Raw genomic sequence first — 14,855 nt, 5'->3', positions numbered from 1 at the left:
TAAACATTTAATTGAGACGGTCTTGTTATAACTGAGCTTTTAGAATAACGACCATGTACTGTTAGAAACACAGTATTGTATATACTTAAAATTAACCATCAGAGTAGAAACCTTGATTATTTAGATAGACAGATATTATTTGGATAAAGTTTCAAACAAGCTACTTTAATTTTTTGGTTAAGCATAGTGATTATTATGCAGCAATTACCAAGTTACTTTAGGAAAATTACTACATTCCTGAGAAATTCATCGTTTATTACTTATGGTGATTTCACAGAATAATCATTAATCTCTTGCCTAAGTTACTTTAAATACATTACTAACAGTAATTATGGCATTTAATTCCTCTTAAATAAAAGATGAATTTGCAGATTTTAAAAATAATTGCTAGTTAGAAAAGTTACAAGTAAACTTGATAAATACAAAGCGAAAAGCCTTGACATCCGTTGAAAAGAAATTTCTCAGAAGTTTACTTTGTAGTTGTCTTCCTGCGGAAATTGCTAATATCGGCATCAAAGTCGTAGTAGTAATCTTGTTAGAGTTTATTTTTCTAATGGATTATATAAATACATAGAAGAAATGCTGAGTAACCAAACCAGATACTCAATGAAGGTTAAAAACTGGAGTCACCCAGATGCGTTAGCGTACCCCTGATTCTCCAGGAAAGCCTACTGTATTCAATCTCTACGTGACGCTGCGCGAACGGGGAAGCAAGCTACGCATAGCGTCTCGCTCCAAAAGGTATCGCACTCTTTACGCACAGGTAACGGAAAACGAACCATAGATAAGCCAGTGCGCCCTTGCAGTTTCCCGACTTGTTCGCTTTTAGCGTTCCCGCTCTTTAGCAACTGGCGCGACGCAGAGGTGACAGAGAAATGAGAGTTTGAGAGAGTTTTTGCGTTAATTTAAAACTGTGACTCAGCACTCAAAACTTATAATTGGAGCGAAGCAACTGGTGAGCAGCTTATTACAAGGGGTCAACCTGTACTTAATTGGTATTATGGGCGTTGGTAAGACAACAGTAGGGCGCTTACTAGCAAAAAAACTGGGTTATGGGTTTGTAGATACCGATGATGTAATTGCCCGAGCAACAGGTAAATCTATCAATCAGTTATTTGCACAAGTTGGTGAAGCTGGGTTTCGTCAGTTAGAAAGCGACGTACTTTCACAAGTTTGTGCTTTTACAAAGTTGACTATAGCAACTGGTGGGGGCATTGTATTGCGGCAAGAAAATTGGGGTTACTTGCACCACGGTTTGATAGTGTGGCTAGATACGCCAGTGGAGATAATTTATAGCCGTTTAGCTGAGGATACCACAAGACCACTGTTGCAAGATGCCGATCCTAAAGGTAAGTTGCGATCGCTCCTCGAACAACGAACACCACTTTACTCTCAAGCCGATTTGCACATCACCGAGCGACAGGGAGATACACCTGAAGATGTTGCCAAGCGAGTACTTGAAGCAATTCCTAGTGTGCTGAAAAAACCTGTTTCTCATTAATGGGGAAGATTGAGCTAACTGTGTCTGCAAAAGATATTTTTCATCAATCAGTTAAAAAAGCTTTGCAAAAAGAACAATGGATAATTACGAGCGATCCATTAAAATTTAAATTTGGGGAAGTCAACTTCCAAATTGATTTAGGTGCAGAGAAAATAATTGCCGCAGAAAAAGGAAATAAAAAAATAGCAATTGAAATCAAAAGCTTTTTAAACCCCTCAGCAATTACAGATTTTTACTCCGCTTTGGGACAATTCCTTAGTTACCGTCTAGCATTAGCAGGATATGAACCAGAGCGAGTATTATACTTAGCAGTTCCATTGGATACGTACCAAACATTTTTTCAACTGGAGTTTACTCAAACTGCGATCAAACAGTATCAGATGCTATTAATTGTTTACAATCCAGTAGATGAGGTGATTGTACAGTGGATAAACTAGCAAAATATCAAGAGTATGTTAAAACATTGTTGACGAACTATGCCAGTGATGATGTCTCGGATAAGGATGTCGAAGTCCAACTCATTTTAGACACAGAACGCAATCATTATCAATGGATGAATGTCGGTTGGCAAGGATTTAATCGTATTTATCGATGCGTGATGCATTTTGATATTAAAAATGGCAAAATCTGGCTGCAACAGAACTTAACCGATCGCAATCCGGCAGAGGAATTAGTGATGATGGGAGTACCACGAGAGGATATTGTCTTGGGTTTGCAAGCTCCATACAAGCGTCAGTATACAGATTATGGCGTAGCGTAATGCGATCGCTCCTCGAACAACGAACACCACTTTACTCTCAAGCCGATTTGCACATCACCGAGCGAGAGGGAGATACACCTGAAGATGTTGCCAAGCGAGTACTTGAAGCAATTCCTAACGTTCTCTAAACACAAGTTTCTCATTAGAACCTATCCCACTAATATGAAAATGTGATCATCTACTCCTCATTTGAGAAGGGTGTATTACTGTGGGGCCCCTGAAGGGGATAAGGGGTAATGGGGACTAGGAAGAAGGAATAAAGGTGTACTGAGTTTTTTTCACGCAATCAAATATGAGTCCTATAAACTCTTACCATATTTTTGTTCTTATCTTCTAATTTTATAGCAAAAGCCTTGGTGATTAGGACATCAATAGATGATAAAACTTAGACACAAAAAGACTTTTCACCCAGTTCCCAGTCCCTTGCTTCCATTGCGATCGCACTAAACTAGATGCTAAAACTTTTGATGTATTGACTTATACGCAAATTACCCTACTTGCACGACGATCGCATCCATTCAAACCCCTTCAAAATGCACCACAACCACGTTAAGCTGAATTAGAGTGGCAATTTATTGCGCTTTTTAAGATGAAAATCTCTGTTCTTGTCAAAATTTAATTTTTTCTGCTTGAGAAACCCGGAATGCTAGACCAAATTTTTAATTACCTCGACTTTCATTTCAGCGTTGAAGCCCCGATAGTTCTGTTGATCTTGGTGCTTTTAGAGGCGCTGTTATCTGCCGACAATGCCATCGCCCTAGCTGCGATCGCAAAGGGGCTGGAAGACAAAGAACTTGAGCGTAGAGCTTTGAACTTTGGTTTAGTCGTTGCCTATGTGCTGCGAATCAGCCTGATTCTGACTGCCACTTGGGTACAACAATTCTGGCAGTTTGAATTATTGGGCGCTGCTTATTTGCTGTGGTTGGTATTCCAACACTTTACCTCAGAAGAAACCAAGGACGATCACCATCACGGGCCGCGCTTTAATTCGTTGTTGCAAGCGATACCTGTGATTGCATTTACAGATTTGGCATTTTCTTTAGATAGCGTGACAACTGCGATCGCAGTTTCTCAAGAAAAATGGCTAGTGCTAACGGGTGCAACAATTGGTATTATTACGCTGCGATTCATGGCGGGATTGTTTATCCGTTGGCTAGACGAATATGAAAACCTAGAAGATGCAGGTTATGTAACTGTAGCTTTGGTGGGCTTACGCTTGTTGTTGAAAGTAGTTAACGATAGTTTAGTTCCACCAGAATGGATCATGATTGCTGCCATCTTCCTGATTTTAGGCTGGGGATTTTCCAAGCGCGTTAATACTGAATTACCCCAAGTAGAACCAGAAAAGAGCGAAGTCTCTAAATAAGTGAGGGGGATGAGGGAGATGAGGGAGATGAGGGAGAATAATAATTGTTCACTTACTCCCTATTCCCCACTCCCCACTCCCCACTCCCCACTCCCCACTCCCCACTTTCTTACTCGTGCAACCAAGGCGTTAAGTGTGGTTGCCAACTGACTAATTCTTCATCCTTAAACCATAGGGCTATTTCCCGTTGCGCGGTTTCTTGAGCATCAGAACCGTGGATTAAGTTACGACCAATATTCAGACCAAAATCGCCGCGAATCGTTCCTGGCTCTGCTGTTAAAGGGTTTGTCGCACCAATAATCTTTCTGGCAGATGCAACGACACCATCACCTTCCCATACCATCGCTACCACTGGGCTAGAAGTGATAAATTCCACTAGACCACCAAAAAAGGGACGTTCTCGGTGAACATCATAGTGTTGTTCAGCCAATTCCCGACTGACTTTCAGAAACTTTAAACCAACTAGGGTAAAACCTTTGGTTTCAAAGCGACGGATAATTTCCCCCACTAATCCCCGTTGTACTCCATCTGGCTTAATTGCTAAGAATGTACGTTCCAAAGCTATCTCCAAAAACTTAATGAATTTTTTATCTTGTCATTTGTCCTTTGTCATTTGTCCTTTGTCCAAGGGTTTTGCACTAATGACCAATGACTAATGACTAATGACCAATGACCAATCAGAGTTTATCTCAGAAATTATCCTTAGGTGCATATACGTTCCTAAATGAATGCGCTAAATTGTTAACTCGTGGGTGAAAAACAGAGGTTAGGAAGAAATGGGTGTTGAGTCAACTGCTACATCTGACGAGGTGGTACAAGTACCGTCCAATGGACAAAAATCTGAAGTGAAAAATCATAAACAAAAAAAACTGTTACCACCTAGTCCTACCACAGGAGATTTACCTCGCTCCTGGAAAATTGAGGATAGCGAAGCCTTGTACCGCATTGAAGGATGGGGACAACCTTATTTTTCCATTAGCGCTGTTGGACACGTTACCGTCGCACCCAAGGGCGATCGCGGGGGATCTCTTGACTTGTTTGAATTGGTCAACGCCATGAAACAGCGCAACTTGGGACTTCCTATGTTGATTCGCTTTTCCGATATTTTGGAAGACCGGATTGAGCGGTTGAATGCTTGTTTTGCCAAAGCGATCGCCCGCTATAATTACCCTGGCGTCTACCGTGGCGTTTTTCCCGTCAAATGCAACCAAGAGCGGCATTTGATTGAGGATTTAGTCAAATTTGGCAAACCCAATCAATTTGGTTTAGAAGCCGGTTCCAAGCCAGAATTAATGATTGCTCTGGCTGTGTTGGATACTCCAGGAGCATTGTTAGTTTGCAACGGTTACAAAGACCGAGAATACATCGAAACGGCAATGTTAGCCCAAAGACTAGGGCAAACACCAATCATTGTCTTAGAGCAGATTGAAGAAGTTGATTTGGTGATAGATGCCAATCGCCAGTTAGGTATTAAACCGATATTAGGGGTTCGAGCTAAACTCAGTACCCAAGGCATGGGACGTTGGGGAACCTCTAGTGGCGATCGCGCTAAATTTGGTTTGACAATGCCTGAAGTAATCGAGGCTGTTGACAAATTACGCGAAGCCAACCTGCTCGATTCTTTGCAGCTGATGCACTTCCACATCGGCTCACAAATCTCTGCCATTAATGTGATTAAAGATGCTATCCAAGAAGCCAGCCGCATTTATGTAGAATTGGCAATGCTGGGAGCAGATATGAAATACCTTGATGTTGGTGGCGGCTTGGGCGTAGATTATGATGGCTCCCAAACCAACTTCTATGCATCGAAAAATTACAACATGCAGAACTATGCCAACGACATCGTGGCAGAGTTAAAAGATACCTGTGCAGAGCGGCAGATTTCCGTACCAACACTGATTAGTGAAAGTGGACGAGCGATCGCTTCTCATCAATCAGTGCTGATTTTCGACGTTCTTAGTACCAGTGATGTCCCCCTCAATATCCCAGAACCTCCACAAGAGGGAGAATCGCCAATTATTAATTATCTTTGGGAAAGCTTTCAATCCATCAACCAAGAAAATTACCAAGAGTTGTACCACGATGCTGCACAATTCAAAGAAGAAGCCATCAGCCGCTTCAACTTAGGAATTTTACGCCTCAGAGAACGAGCCAAGGCCGAACGCCTCTACTGGGCTTGTTGTCAAAAAATTCTTAACATCACTAGACAGCAAGAATACGTACCCGATGAACTGGAAGACCTAGAAAAAATTATGGCTTCCATCTACTACGTAAATATGTCAGTGTTCCAATCGGCACCAGATTGCTGGGCGATCGATCAACTATTTCCGATCATGCCAATCCACCGCTTAGATGAAGAACCAACGCGGCGGGGAATTTTAGCAGACCTCACCTGCGACAGTGATGGTAAAATTGACCGCTTTATTGACCTGCGCGATGTCAAGTCGGTTTTAGAACTGCACACCTATAAGCCTGGAGAACCCTATTATTTGGGAATGTTCTTAAATGGAGCTTACCAGGAAATCATGGGCAATTTGCACAACCTATTTGGTGACACCAACGCCGTTCACATCCAATTAACGCCCAAAGGCTACCAGATTGAACACGTTGTCAAAGGTGACACCATGAGCGAAGTAGTAAGCTACGTCCAGTATGACTCCGAAGATATGGTGGAAAACATTCGCCAGCGCTGCGAGAAAGCATTAGAAGAAAATCGCATCACCCTAGCAGAATCTCAACGACTACTGCAAACCTACGAGCAGAGTCTTAGAAGATATACGTACTTAAATAGTTAGGAGTTAGGAGTGAAGAGTTAGGAATAAAGTTAAGAGTTAGAAGTGAAGTACTTAAATAGTTAGGAGTTAGGAGTGAAGAGTTAGGAATAAAGTTAAGAGTTAGAAGTGAAGAGTGAAATACAAACTCCTAACTCCTAACTCCTGTACAGACGCGATTAATCGCGTCTCTACTCCAAACTCTTAACTCTTAACTCCTAACTCCTAACTTTAATTTAATTTACATTCGTCCCCAACAATTCCTCTATCGCTTGTCGCTCAACAGGGGTATGTGATGGCGGTGTCTGACGAGCATCGGTAATCAGCCAGTCTAAAGCAGCAGCTTGAACATCAATCGCAGCGCCAGTTTTATCTACGCAATAACGTCCAAATACCAGCTTATCGACTAACCGAATTCCAGGGCCCAGACGTGACCATTCAAAAATCACGCTGTTTTCCACTGTTGCACCACTACATATCCAACAATTGGGGCCAATCATCGCTGGCCCGACAATTTTAGCTCCGTCTTCGATTCTCGTCATACCGCCAATGTAAACGGGGCCAGTAATATCCACTTTGTCCCAATTTATGGCAACATTTAAGCCAGTAAAGATGCCGGGGGCGACTTCATGACCAGGAATTTGCACATTTTTGATTTCACCCAGCAGCACACCGCGAATCGCCCGCCAATAGTCTGGGACTTTACCAATATCTACCCATTCAAAGTCCATAGGAATGGCGTAAAAAGGGGCTTTGATTTCTACCAATTTGGGAAACAATTGGCTACCAATGTCATATTCGACATCAGAGGGAATATAGTTAAAAACTTCTGGCTCAAAGATGTAAATACCTGTGTTGATGTTGGTGCTGAGGGCTTCTTCAGTTGTAGGTTTTTCTTGGAAAGCTTTAACACGACCTTCTTCGTCAGTCACAACCACACCATAGCTAGAAACTTCTTCCTTGGGGACAGATTTAGTGATAATGGTAGCGATCGACCCTTTAGCTCTATGCCATTTAACCGCCGCAGTTAAATCCAAGTCAATTAAAGCATCACCACATAAAACTACAAAGGTATCATCAAAAAACGGTGAGAAGTCTTGGATGCGGCGCATCCCTCCAGCTGAACCTATCGCTTCGCCCACCAGTTTACCGTCGTCATCAATTTTTCCTTCAAAGGAATAGGCAATTTGCACCCCAAACCGTTGACCATCACGGAAATAGTTTTCTATTTCCTCAGCCAAATGACTAACATTGACTAGAATCTGGTCAAATCCATGATGGCGTAACAGTTCTAGCAAAAACTCCATCACTGGCTTTTGCAGGATGGGCATCATCGGCTTGGGCATAGTGTACGTAATCGGACGCACGCGAGTACCCTTGCCCGCCGCGAGAATCATCGCTTTCATAAAAATTTATTCCTCAACCACAAGCCAGTTTACTTTCATCGAGTGATACTTAATCATCAGTTTTTATTTATGCTCTAAGTTATCCCTCCAAACAGGGATAACAGGAAATTAGTGGTTATTGCAACCATAAGTATACTTAGATGACAAGCGATCGCTTATCTTTTCAATTTACTCGGATTTTGGGGTTGAATCAAAAATCTATAACAAGGCAGGAGGCAGCTATGCTGAAAGCCAGGAGGAAAACCCCATAAATAAATTCCTATTTTTCTAACAAGGAAGCCTGAAATCTTGATGCCACGCCACTAGATTTAAATTGTTTTGTCTTTCCATACATAAATTTAGGTTAGGGCGCTGTTACCTGTGGCAGAGCGAAAAGTCGAATCGTCGGTTTCCGACGCTCTGTTAGCGATACAAAAGCGTCACTTTTCCAGAAAGGGCAACAATACAGAAATTTGCAAGTAGATGAGGTACAAAATGCAGGACTCACGCATCAGATATAAACAGTTTGTTTCTAGCTCCTGCCCTTCGGGTTCGGCAGTCCCCCAGACGCTCGATGACTCGCTCTAAGCGTTCGCGCAGCGTCTCCAAGAGTTGCCATGCCGAAAGCGTTGCCTCTCGTTCGCGTTAGCGTCTCTGAAAGAGAAGAGAAGGCTTTACGCTGCGCTATCGACGGGAACCGCCAAGACAGGGGCCGCGGCCGCCTCACCTTCTGCCTTTCTTAGAGAAATTGTCTGCACTACTTTTGACTTTCTTAGTTCATCGGGTGCTCAAAAGGTTTGCCGATATTAGCTGAATCTCTAATTAAGCGAATTTTAATTTCATGATAAAAGTCCTCTTGAAATAGCTCTACTTTCGATTGAGCCGAGAGTAATAGTAGTGCCCAGAAAACGCTAACTAGGTTACTGTGTTTAGACTCATGTCCAGACCCATTGTGGTTGAGAAGCTTTGTCTTAGTCCACAATTCTACAAGCTGTTCTAAATTCAACCAATTTTGTTCTAAACTTAGCTCTCTTGTCGACAATTTCAACACCTGCTCCAGTTCCCCAGCAACTTCTGTCAGATTTTCCTGGTGAGCTAACTCCAGTGCCTCCCGCATACTTTGAACGCTAGGTTGACGCCTAAGACGGATAGGTTTGCTGACTTTTTCTACCAGTTTCAGTTGGTTAGCCATAATCTGCAATTGTTCGATTAACTCTTGCAGAGTCACCCGACGCTTTGGTGGCGGCATTGCCGCTGGACGACGACGCAATTGCCGTTCTAATGGTAGACGATGACCCTGATGTGATACACCGTCTTCACTTTCCAGTAAGGCATCATCTTCTAGACCATCTTGTGCATCTCCGATTGTTGACAATTGCATCAAGGTATTAGCTTTGAATAATACCAGCATTGATGCTGATAAAAATGCCTGTCCAGATTGAGACAAGTCCGCTTCATAGCCTCTTGTTATTGCCCCCGGTGCCATCAGTTCTAAATAGCGGTCAATCACCTCAATCACTTGGACATCCCAAGGATCAATTTCCCCCTGCTCGGCTTGGTAAATCAAAAATGTGATTGTTTCTAACAGCTCGGAAGCTTCCATCAACAGATTCTAAGTTAATTAATGAGAATCAAAAGACTGTAAATTCAACACTAAACTAATTGACTATTGGCAAAGCGTGTACCTTATACATTCGCTTGCGCTTCTTTTATTCAGAAATCGCCTGCTGGCAGTATCCTCTCAAATTTGCAATCGATCACCATTGTGAATTGTGAGATTAGATTGTGCAACTTTTGATTTTAGAGTGTTGGGAATTGGGCATGGGGCATTGGGCATGGAGAAGAGACAAAGGAGACAAGGAAGAGGGGGGAAATAAGGGAGAAACTTGTTCAATAATTCCCCCTTGTCCCCCTCATCCCCCTCATCTCCCCCTGCTCCCCTGCCCCCCTGCCCCCCTGCCCCTCTGCCGCCTTAATCAGGCGGCGGGTCATGAGCAATAGTGACAGTTTTTGATACAAAGTCACTTGGCTTGCCGCTCTTAATAGCATCGAAAGTGCCTTTAATAGTACCAGCAATCGGAACAGCAACAAGTGTCCCTAATAAACCAGCAATCTCAAATCCCATCAAAATAGCTACAAAAATCCAGATGGGATTCAATCCGATAAAATTGCCGAGTAACCTGGGAGCTAACAGGTTATCTTTAAGCTGCTGCATGAGAATCGCTGCTATGGCAACTTGAACTGCCAACCACCAATTTTGCAACAGCACTAAAATCGTCACCAAACCAATACCCAGAGACGCCCCAATAAAGGGAATGAGTTCTGAGATACCAATTAATATGGCAAACAACAGGGCAAAAGGCACCTTCAGCACTAAGAAAATTGGTGTCAGGGTTAGCACCATGAACAGTCCTAGTAACAACTGGCTGAGGAAGAAGTTCTGGAAATTTAGGCGCAAGGATGTGGTGAGGGGATCTCCAATGTTAGAGGGCAAAAGATTGATCAGACCATGCCAGACGCGATCGCCATATAAAAGCATATAAAATGCAAGCACGATAACTAACACTAGGTCAACTAATCCTGACAACAGTGTGCCAGCAAATCCCACTGCACCAGAAGCTAACTGTTGCACCACATTCTGAATGTTGGCATTGATTTGACTGCTCACAACCCTCAGATCGATTGGCAAACGTCGTTGCTTTGCCAACATCTCAAACTGCTCTAGGTTTGCTTGACTAGCGCCTAACCAATCAGGGATATTCTTTAACAGTTGAATTGTTTGGTCAACGATCAACGGTACTAGGGTGACACCCAGAATTCCAAACAGGGTTAATGTTGCAAGTAAAACTATAATCACCGCCTGAGTGCGGGTGATCCGAGCACGTTCAAAGAACTTAACCGGGTAATTTAGCAGAAAAGCCAGAATTGCCGCAATGCTCAAGACGGTAATAGGATGCTGGAAGTAGCGAAAAAGCACAGACAGCAACCAGACATTGAGAGCGATAATCGGACCGCTCAGACCATAAATTAACAGGCGTTGAAGGGATGCCGAACGGCGCATTTTATGCAACCTATTTTAGTTATTTATTCAGAGAATTTGTAAAATTCTTAATGGCACTGATTATCATCATAGATATTTTTGACAAAGATATATATAAGCGTATCTGATAGCAAGGAAACAAATCGCAATGGACAAAACTATAGCTGGCCTTCGCAAAGACTACACCTTGGAAGGTTTAAGCGAACTCGAAGTTGAACTCAATCCTTTTATCCAATTTAAAAAATGGTTCGATCAGGCACTAGCAGCACAACTCCCTGAACCCAATGCCATGACCATTGCCACAGCCACACCAGACGGTAAGCCTTCAGCCAGAATGGTGCTGCTTAAGAATTTTGATGAACGGGGCTTTACCTTCTTTACCAACTACAACAGTCATAAAGGACAAGAATTAGCAGAAAATCCCCAGGCAGCTTTAGTCTTTTGGTGGGCAGAACTGGAACGTCAAGTCCGAATTTCGGGGTATGTGGAGAAAGTTTCCGAAACTGAGTCTGACCAGTATTTTCACAGTCGCCCTACCAATAGTCGCCTGGGTGCGTGGGTATCTAATCAAAGCGAGGTGATAGAAAGCCGAGAAGTCTTGGAGCGACGCTTGCAGGAGTTCCAAAGCAAATATGAAAATCAGGAAATTTTTCGACCGCCTCATTGGGGAGGCTTACGAGTTATCCCTACAGAAATTGAGTTTTGGCAAGGACGCCCTAGCCGTCTGCACGATCGCTTACTCTATAGCCGTTTAGATAATGGTACTTGGAATATTGAGCGGTTGTCACCCTGAAGAAGAGGCAGGGGGGCGGGGGGCAAGGGGGATGAGGGGGATGAGGGCGAATAAAATAGTAGTTGACTACCTCATCTCCCCCTACTCCCTCATCTCCTTTATCTCCCCCCTCTCCCTTTTCTCCCTAGTCTCTTCTCAATGCCCCTCTTACCACTGGGCGATCGCATCTTGAATTGCTGCCCTTGCTTCTGATAGAGATTGGGTGCGGGCATCACCTTCGTTTAGACTATTAGCGTTAATAAATTGAATGTCTGTAATCCCAATAAAGCCGAAAATTGTCCGCAGGTAGGGTTCTTGGAAGTCATAAGCAAGGAAAGGAGATGTCGCGCTAAAATCACCGCCGCGAGCAGTGAGGATAACTGCCTTTTTACCTTCGACTAACCCTTTAAAACCTTGAGCATCTAAAGCAACAGTCCGGTTAATGCGAACAATTTGGTCGATGTAAGCTTTAAAAGTGGAAGGTATATTGAAGTTGTACATTGGTACTCCAAAGACGTAGCGATCGGCTGCCAAAAACTCATCAACCAGTTCGTCAGAAATCCTGATTGCCTTAGTTAATTCTGAGGTATGGGTTTCTGGAGGTGAAAATGCCGCTGCAATCCAAGCTTCATCAACGTGAGGAACTGGGTGATGCCCTAAATCTCGATAGGCGATCGCATCTTCAGGATGCACTGCTTTCCAAGCACTGACGAATTCCTTAGATAGTTCTCTGGAGTGCGATCGCTCACCACGAGGGCTGGAATCAATATGTAGAATATTTACCACCAAATATCTCCTGATTAACTAGGATTTACTGCTTTTACTTTTTTTGAGTCTCTATTTCAAAGCATTACATCAGATACTAAAATTGACACTCCTCCGGCTTCAAGCCGGGGGATTCTCCTGGATTGCTGCTGCTTTGGGAGGAAACTGAATTCTAGGATCTGGCATGAAATTGTATCTCAAATACAATCCTGCCGAGACAAACAAGATAATTAACAACCCACCGATCCCAAGGGGACTAGGAAGCCAGAAAACAGCTTCTATGTGGTTTAGCTCACCAGGCTGGAGTTTCCACACTAATTGATTGCCATTTTTTTCTGGCTCAATTGCAGTTTCAGTTAGTTGAATATTTTTGGCTCCCCAAGGAGTCTTCAAGCTAAATTCCAAATCGAGAATTGAACCAGCATTAGCTAGTACATTACCTTTGCTAGCAATTAGAGAGAGCGATCGCAAATCCAAATCATAAATCAACCGATTTCGGACTAAAAGTAAAAAATTATTCTCCTCTAAGAGAACGTTTGATTCAATTTTCGGCAGTTCTGAGTCAGATTGGCTCTCTACAGATTCAGAAAGTTGATTCGCACGGGAGTTAAAGAATTCGTTGAACTTCTCTTGCAATTCCCTACCGCTGCTAAAAGGAATTGTGACGATGATTTCTTCTTGGGAAACTCGCTGTGCTTTACCCTCAAGTTGACGGGCGCGACGTTCTATGCTATTTAACCATTCGTACACTGAATCGCCACTAAAACTGGTTAGACGTTCTCCCAACTTAATATGCTGTACTAGTTCGCCACTATTTGAGTTGTCAAAATGAAGCCCCACATCATACTTTACACAGCCAGTCAGTAAGAGAGATGTTAACAGCACTAGCCACAGAATCGGATTTCGCATGGGAAAGACCCGGTTCATTCGATTTCGACCATTCAGTGGTGAGAGCAATTTCATATTTGCCAACACAAAACTAAATGGTCTGACTAACCACAAGAAAATCTTTCCAAAAATTGAAGAATTCATAACTATAAATCTCCCCAAAAGTCAACAGATTTTGGATTTTAAATTTTGGATTTTGGATTGACGTCACCAATAAACGGATGAAGCTCAAAGATTTTAAATTTTGGATGAGAGGATTTGTGTCACCCACAAGGGGTAAAAGCGCGTAGCGGGACGTTAGTCCAGCATCAACCAAAAGATTCTTTAATCTAAAATCTAAAATCCAAAATCCAAAATTAGTATCAGCCAGGAGTTCCTGAAAAATTCAACCAAACCAAGTACGAGATGGTTAAAGCAATGGCAATTAGCGCCACCCAGATAAAGCGATTATCTCTGGTATTGACCTGACTGAGGTCAACGAATTCTGGTTCGGCAGGTTTAGGCTTTTGCTCCCCAGAAGATTTAGTAGACTTAGCAGGTACAGAAATTTTGAGTTCATTATCGGCTAATGCTGCCAAATCGGGGATTTCAGTCATCCATTCGCTGGGTCTTTTCAGCTTTGGTGCTTTTAAGATATAAAGCATCCGCCGCGCTTGTTTGCTGATTTCAAAATGGGCATGGCGTTTGAGTCTTTCGCAAAGAGCGATCGCATCATCCGTGCGTCCAGCCGCTTCATAAGCTGTCACCAGATAAATTTCTACTTCGCCCCCAAGGCGAGAATTACGAGCTAACAGAGCGCTAGCTTTTTCTAAATTTTCTATGGCTTCGCGGTATTGCCCATTTTCAAAGGCAACTTTCCCAGTCTGGTAACGGGTTTTAGCAATTTCTAAACTTTCTACACTCACGTCTTATACAAAAATTACCACTGTTTTCATTTTGCCAATGCCAGCAATCTTTTTGGAATCTTTTCAAAAGCCGGCAATCTCAAGGCAGATAAACTTCTAAAATTTTAACTAAGTAGCTGCGACTATTTTCTGATTAAAAATTCCGGTATCTTATGCAGGTGAGCAAAATTATGTTGAAAATCAAGCATTCGCAACTGAATTGGCTCTTAGCAGGTATGACTTTGGCAGTGATGGGTGTAACCATTGCTCCAGCTTCCGCGCAGTCTGTGATCGTGATTGATGGTGGTTATGGAGTCAGGCCATCGCATTCCACCCAGCGCGTGTTCGTGAATGATGGTGGTTATGGAGTCAGGCAATCGCCTTCTGTGGGTTCCTTTATTTATGGTAGTCCGATTCCCACACCTATGCCTGTAGACCCAACAACAGGACTGATGCCACAACGCAATCATTACCGCGATTATTCCTATCCTCAGTTCAGGCAGAACATCAGAAATTCCACCTTGATTAATCCAACAATTCGAGATTCAACCCTAGTTAATCCGGTAATTATCAATAATTCTTGGCGTCATACACCATTTAGCGGCGGGCGATCGCGGGTTTTCATTTATCCCCGGTAAGGGAGCAGGGGGAGATGAGGGAGTAGGGGGAGATGAGGGAGCAAGTAAACAATTATTATTCTTCCTCATCCCCCTCATCCCCGTC

At 43.0% G+C, this 14,855-nt stretch carries 14 protein-coding genes and 2 pseudogenes; 9 read left to right on the top strand and 7 right to left on the bottom strand.

Going from position 1 to position 14,855, the window contains the following annotated elements; all coding sequences use genetic code 11:
- Nucleotides 1-352: 352 nt before the first annotated feature.
- The 6 genes and pseudogenes from RMY63_RS15200 to RMY63_RS15175 form a co-directional block, all read left to right on the top strand.
- Nucleotides 353-627 (top strand): annotated as a pseudogene (locus tag RMY63_RS15200) (NB-ARC domain-containing protein); the annotation flags it as partial.
- Between the two features lie 328 nt (nucleotides 628-955).
- Nucleotides 956-1,501: a shikimate kinase gene (locus RMY63_RS15195; RefSeq protein ID WP_322729519.1), complete on the top strand. Its 546-nt coding sequence runs from the start codon at nucleotides 956-958 to the stop codon at nucleotides 1,499-1,501.
- A 20-nt stretch (nucleotides 1,502-1,521) separates the two neighbouring features.
- Nucleotides 1,522-1,938 (top strand): XisH family protein, encoded by a 417-nt coding sequence (locus RMY63_RS15190; protein ID WP_322729498.1) that lies wholly within the window; start codon nucleotides 1,522-1,524, stop codon nucleotides 1,936-1,938.
- Complete coding sequence (locus tag RMY63_RS15185) at nucleotides 1,926-2,261, top strand: XisI protein (protein WP_322729497.1); 336 nt, start codon at nucleotides 1,926-1,928, stop codon at nucleotides 2,259-2,261. Before RMY63_RS15190 ends, RMY63_RS15185 begins: the two co-directional genes overlap by 13 nt.
- Nucleotides 2,261-2,389 (top strand): annotated as a pseudogene (locus RMY63_RS15180) (shikimate kinase); the annotation flags it as partial. The gene RMY63_RS15185 and the pseudogene RMY63_RS15180, both read left to right, overlap by 1 nt.
- Before the next feature lie 515 nt (nucleotides 2,390-2,904).
- The gene (locus tag RMY63_RS15175) at nucleotides 2,905-3,627 is read left to right on the top strand and encodes a TerC family protein (protein ID WP_322729496.1); all 723 of its coding nucleotides are present in this window, start codon (nucleotides 2,905-2,907) and stop codon (nucleotides 3,625-3,627) included.
- A gap of 109 nt (nucleotides 3,628-3,736) precedes the next feature.
- Here the strand turns inward: RMY63_RS15175 and ndk are convergent, their stop codons facing one another.
- A complete protein-coding gene (ndk, locus tag RMY63_RS15170; RefSeq protein WP_191758145.1) occupies nucleotides 3,737-4,186 on the bottom strand; it encodes a nucleoside-diphosphate kinase in 450 nt (149 codons plus the stop codon).
- 217 nt (nucleotides 4,187-4,403) lie between these two features.
- Between ndk and speA the strand changes: the two genes are divergently transcribed.
- Nucleotides 4,404-6,422: a biosynthetic arginine decarboxylase gene (speA, locus tag RMY63_RS15165; RefSeq protein WP_322729495.1), complete on the top strand. Its 2,019-nt coding sequence runs from the start codon at nucleotides 4,404-4,406 to the stop codon at nucleotides 6,420-6,422.
- 212 nt (nucleotides 6,423-6,634) lie between these two features.
- On the opposite strand, the gene RMY63_RS15160 is transcribed toward speA, so the two are convergent.
- The 3 genes from RMY63_RS15160 to RMY63_RS15150 all read right to left on the bottom strand — a co-directional run bounded on the left by RMY63_RS15160 (nucleotide 6,635) and on the right by RMY63_RS15150 (nucleotide 10,844).
- Nucleotides 6,635-7,804: an NDP-sugar synthase gene (locus tag RMY63_RS15160; RefSeq protein ID WP_322729494.1), complete on the bottom strand. Its 1,170-nt coding sequence runs from the start codon at nucleotides 7,802-7,804 to the stop codon at nucleotides 6,635-6,637.
- Nucleotides 7,805-8,555: 751 nt separating this feature from the next.
- Complete coding sequence (locus RMY63_RS15155; RefSeq protein ID WP_322729493.1) at nucleotides 8,556-9,386, bottom strand: ScpA family protein; 831 nt, start codon at nucleotides 9,384-9,386, stop codon at nucleotides 8,556-8,558.
- A gap of 369 nt (nucleotides 9,387-9,755) precedes the next feature.
- Entirely contained in the window at nucleotides 9,756-10,844 is a 1,089-nt protein-coding gene (locus RMY63_RS15150) for an AI-2E family transporter (RefSeq protein WP_322729492.1), read from the bottom strand.
- 127 nt (nucleotides 10,845-10,971) lie between these two features.
- On the opposite strand from RMY63_RS15150, the gene pdxH reads away from it, so the two are divergent.
- Nucleotides 10,972-11,616 (top strand): pyridoxamine 5'-phosphate oxidase, encoded by a 645-nt coding sequence (gene pdxH / locus RMY63_RS15145; RefSeq protein ID WP_322729491.1) that lies wholly within the window; start codon nucleotides 10,972-10,974, stop codon nucleotides 11,614-11,616.
- A gap of 147 nt (nucleotides 11,617-11,763) precedes the next feature.
- Here pdxH and RMY63_RS15140 read toward each other — a convergent pair whose 3' ends face one another.
- The 3 genes from RMY63_RS15140 to RMY63_RS15130 form a co-directional block, all read right to left on the bottom strand.
- Nucleotides 11,764-12,381 carry an FMN-dependent NADH-azoreductase gene (locus RMY63_RS15140; protein ID WP_322729490.1) on the bottom strand — a complete coding sequence of 206 codons (618 nt, stop codon included), beginning with the start codon at nucleotides 12,379-12,381 and terminating at the stop codon, nucleotides 11,764-11,766.
- A gap of 99 nt (nucleotides 12,382-12,480) precedes the next feature.
- Nucleotides 12,481-13,392, bottom strand: a complete 912-nt coding sequence (locus tag RMY63_RS15135) for a DUF3153 domain-containing protein (RefSeq protein WP_322729489.1) — start codon at nucleotides 13,390-13,392, stop codon at nucleotides 12,481-12,483.
- A 218-nt stretch (nucleotides 13,393-13,610) separates the two neighbouring features.
- Nucleotides 13,611-14,153, bottom strand: coding sequence for a tetratricopeptide repeat protein (locus RMY63_RS15130; protein ID WP_322729488.1), 543 nt, complete (start codon nucleotides 14,151-14,153; stop codon nucleotides 13,611-13,613).
- Between the two features lie 170 nt (nucleotides 14,154-14,323).
- Between RMY63_RS15130 and RMY63_RS15125 the strand changes: the two genes are divergently transcribed.
- On the top strand, nucleotides 14,324-14,770 hold the full coding sequence (locus tag RMY63_RS15125) for a hypothetical protein (protein WP_322729487.1): 447 nt from the start codon (nucleotides 14,324-14,326) through the stop codon (nucleotides 14,768-14,770).
- Nucleotides 14,771-14,855: the final 85 nt, after the last annotated feature.

Source organism: Nostoc sp. ChiQUE01b, assembly GCF_034531255.1.
In the GTDB taxonomy this organism is placed as follows: domain Bacteria; phylum Cyanobacteriota; class Cyanobacteriia; order Cyanobacteriales; family Nostocaceae; genus Nostoc.
The sequence above is the reverse complement of the archived record's forward strand: the minus strand, read 5'-3'. Positions and strand labels throughout refer to the sequence as shown.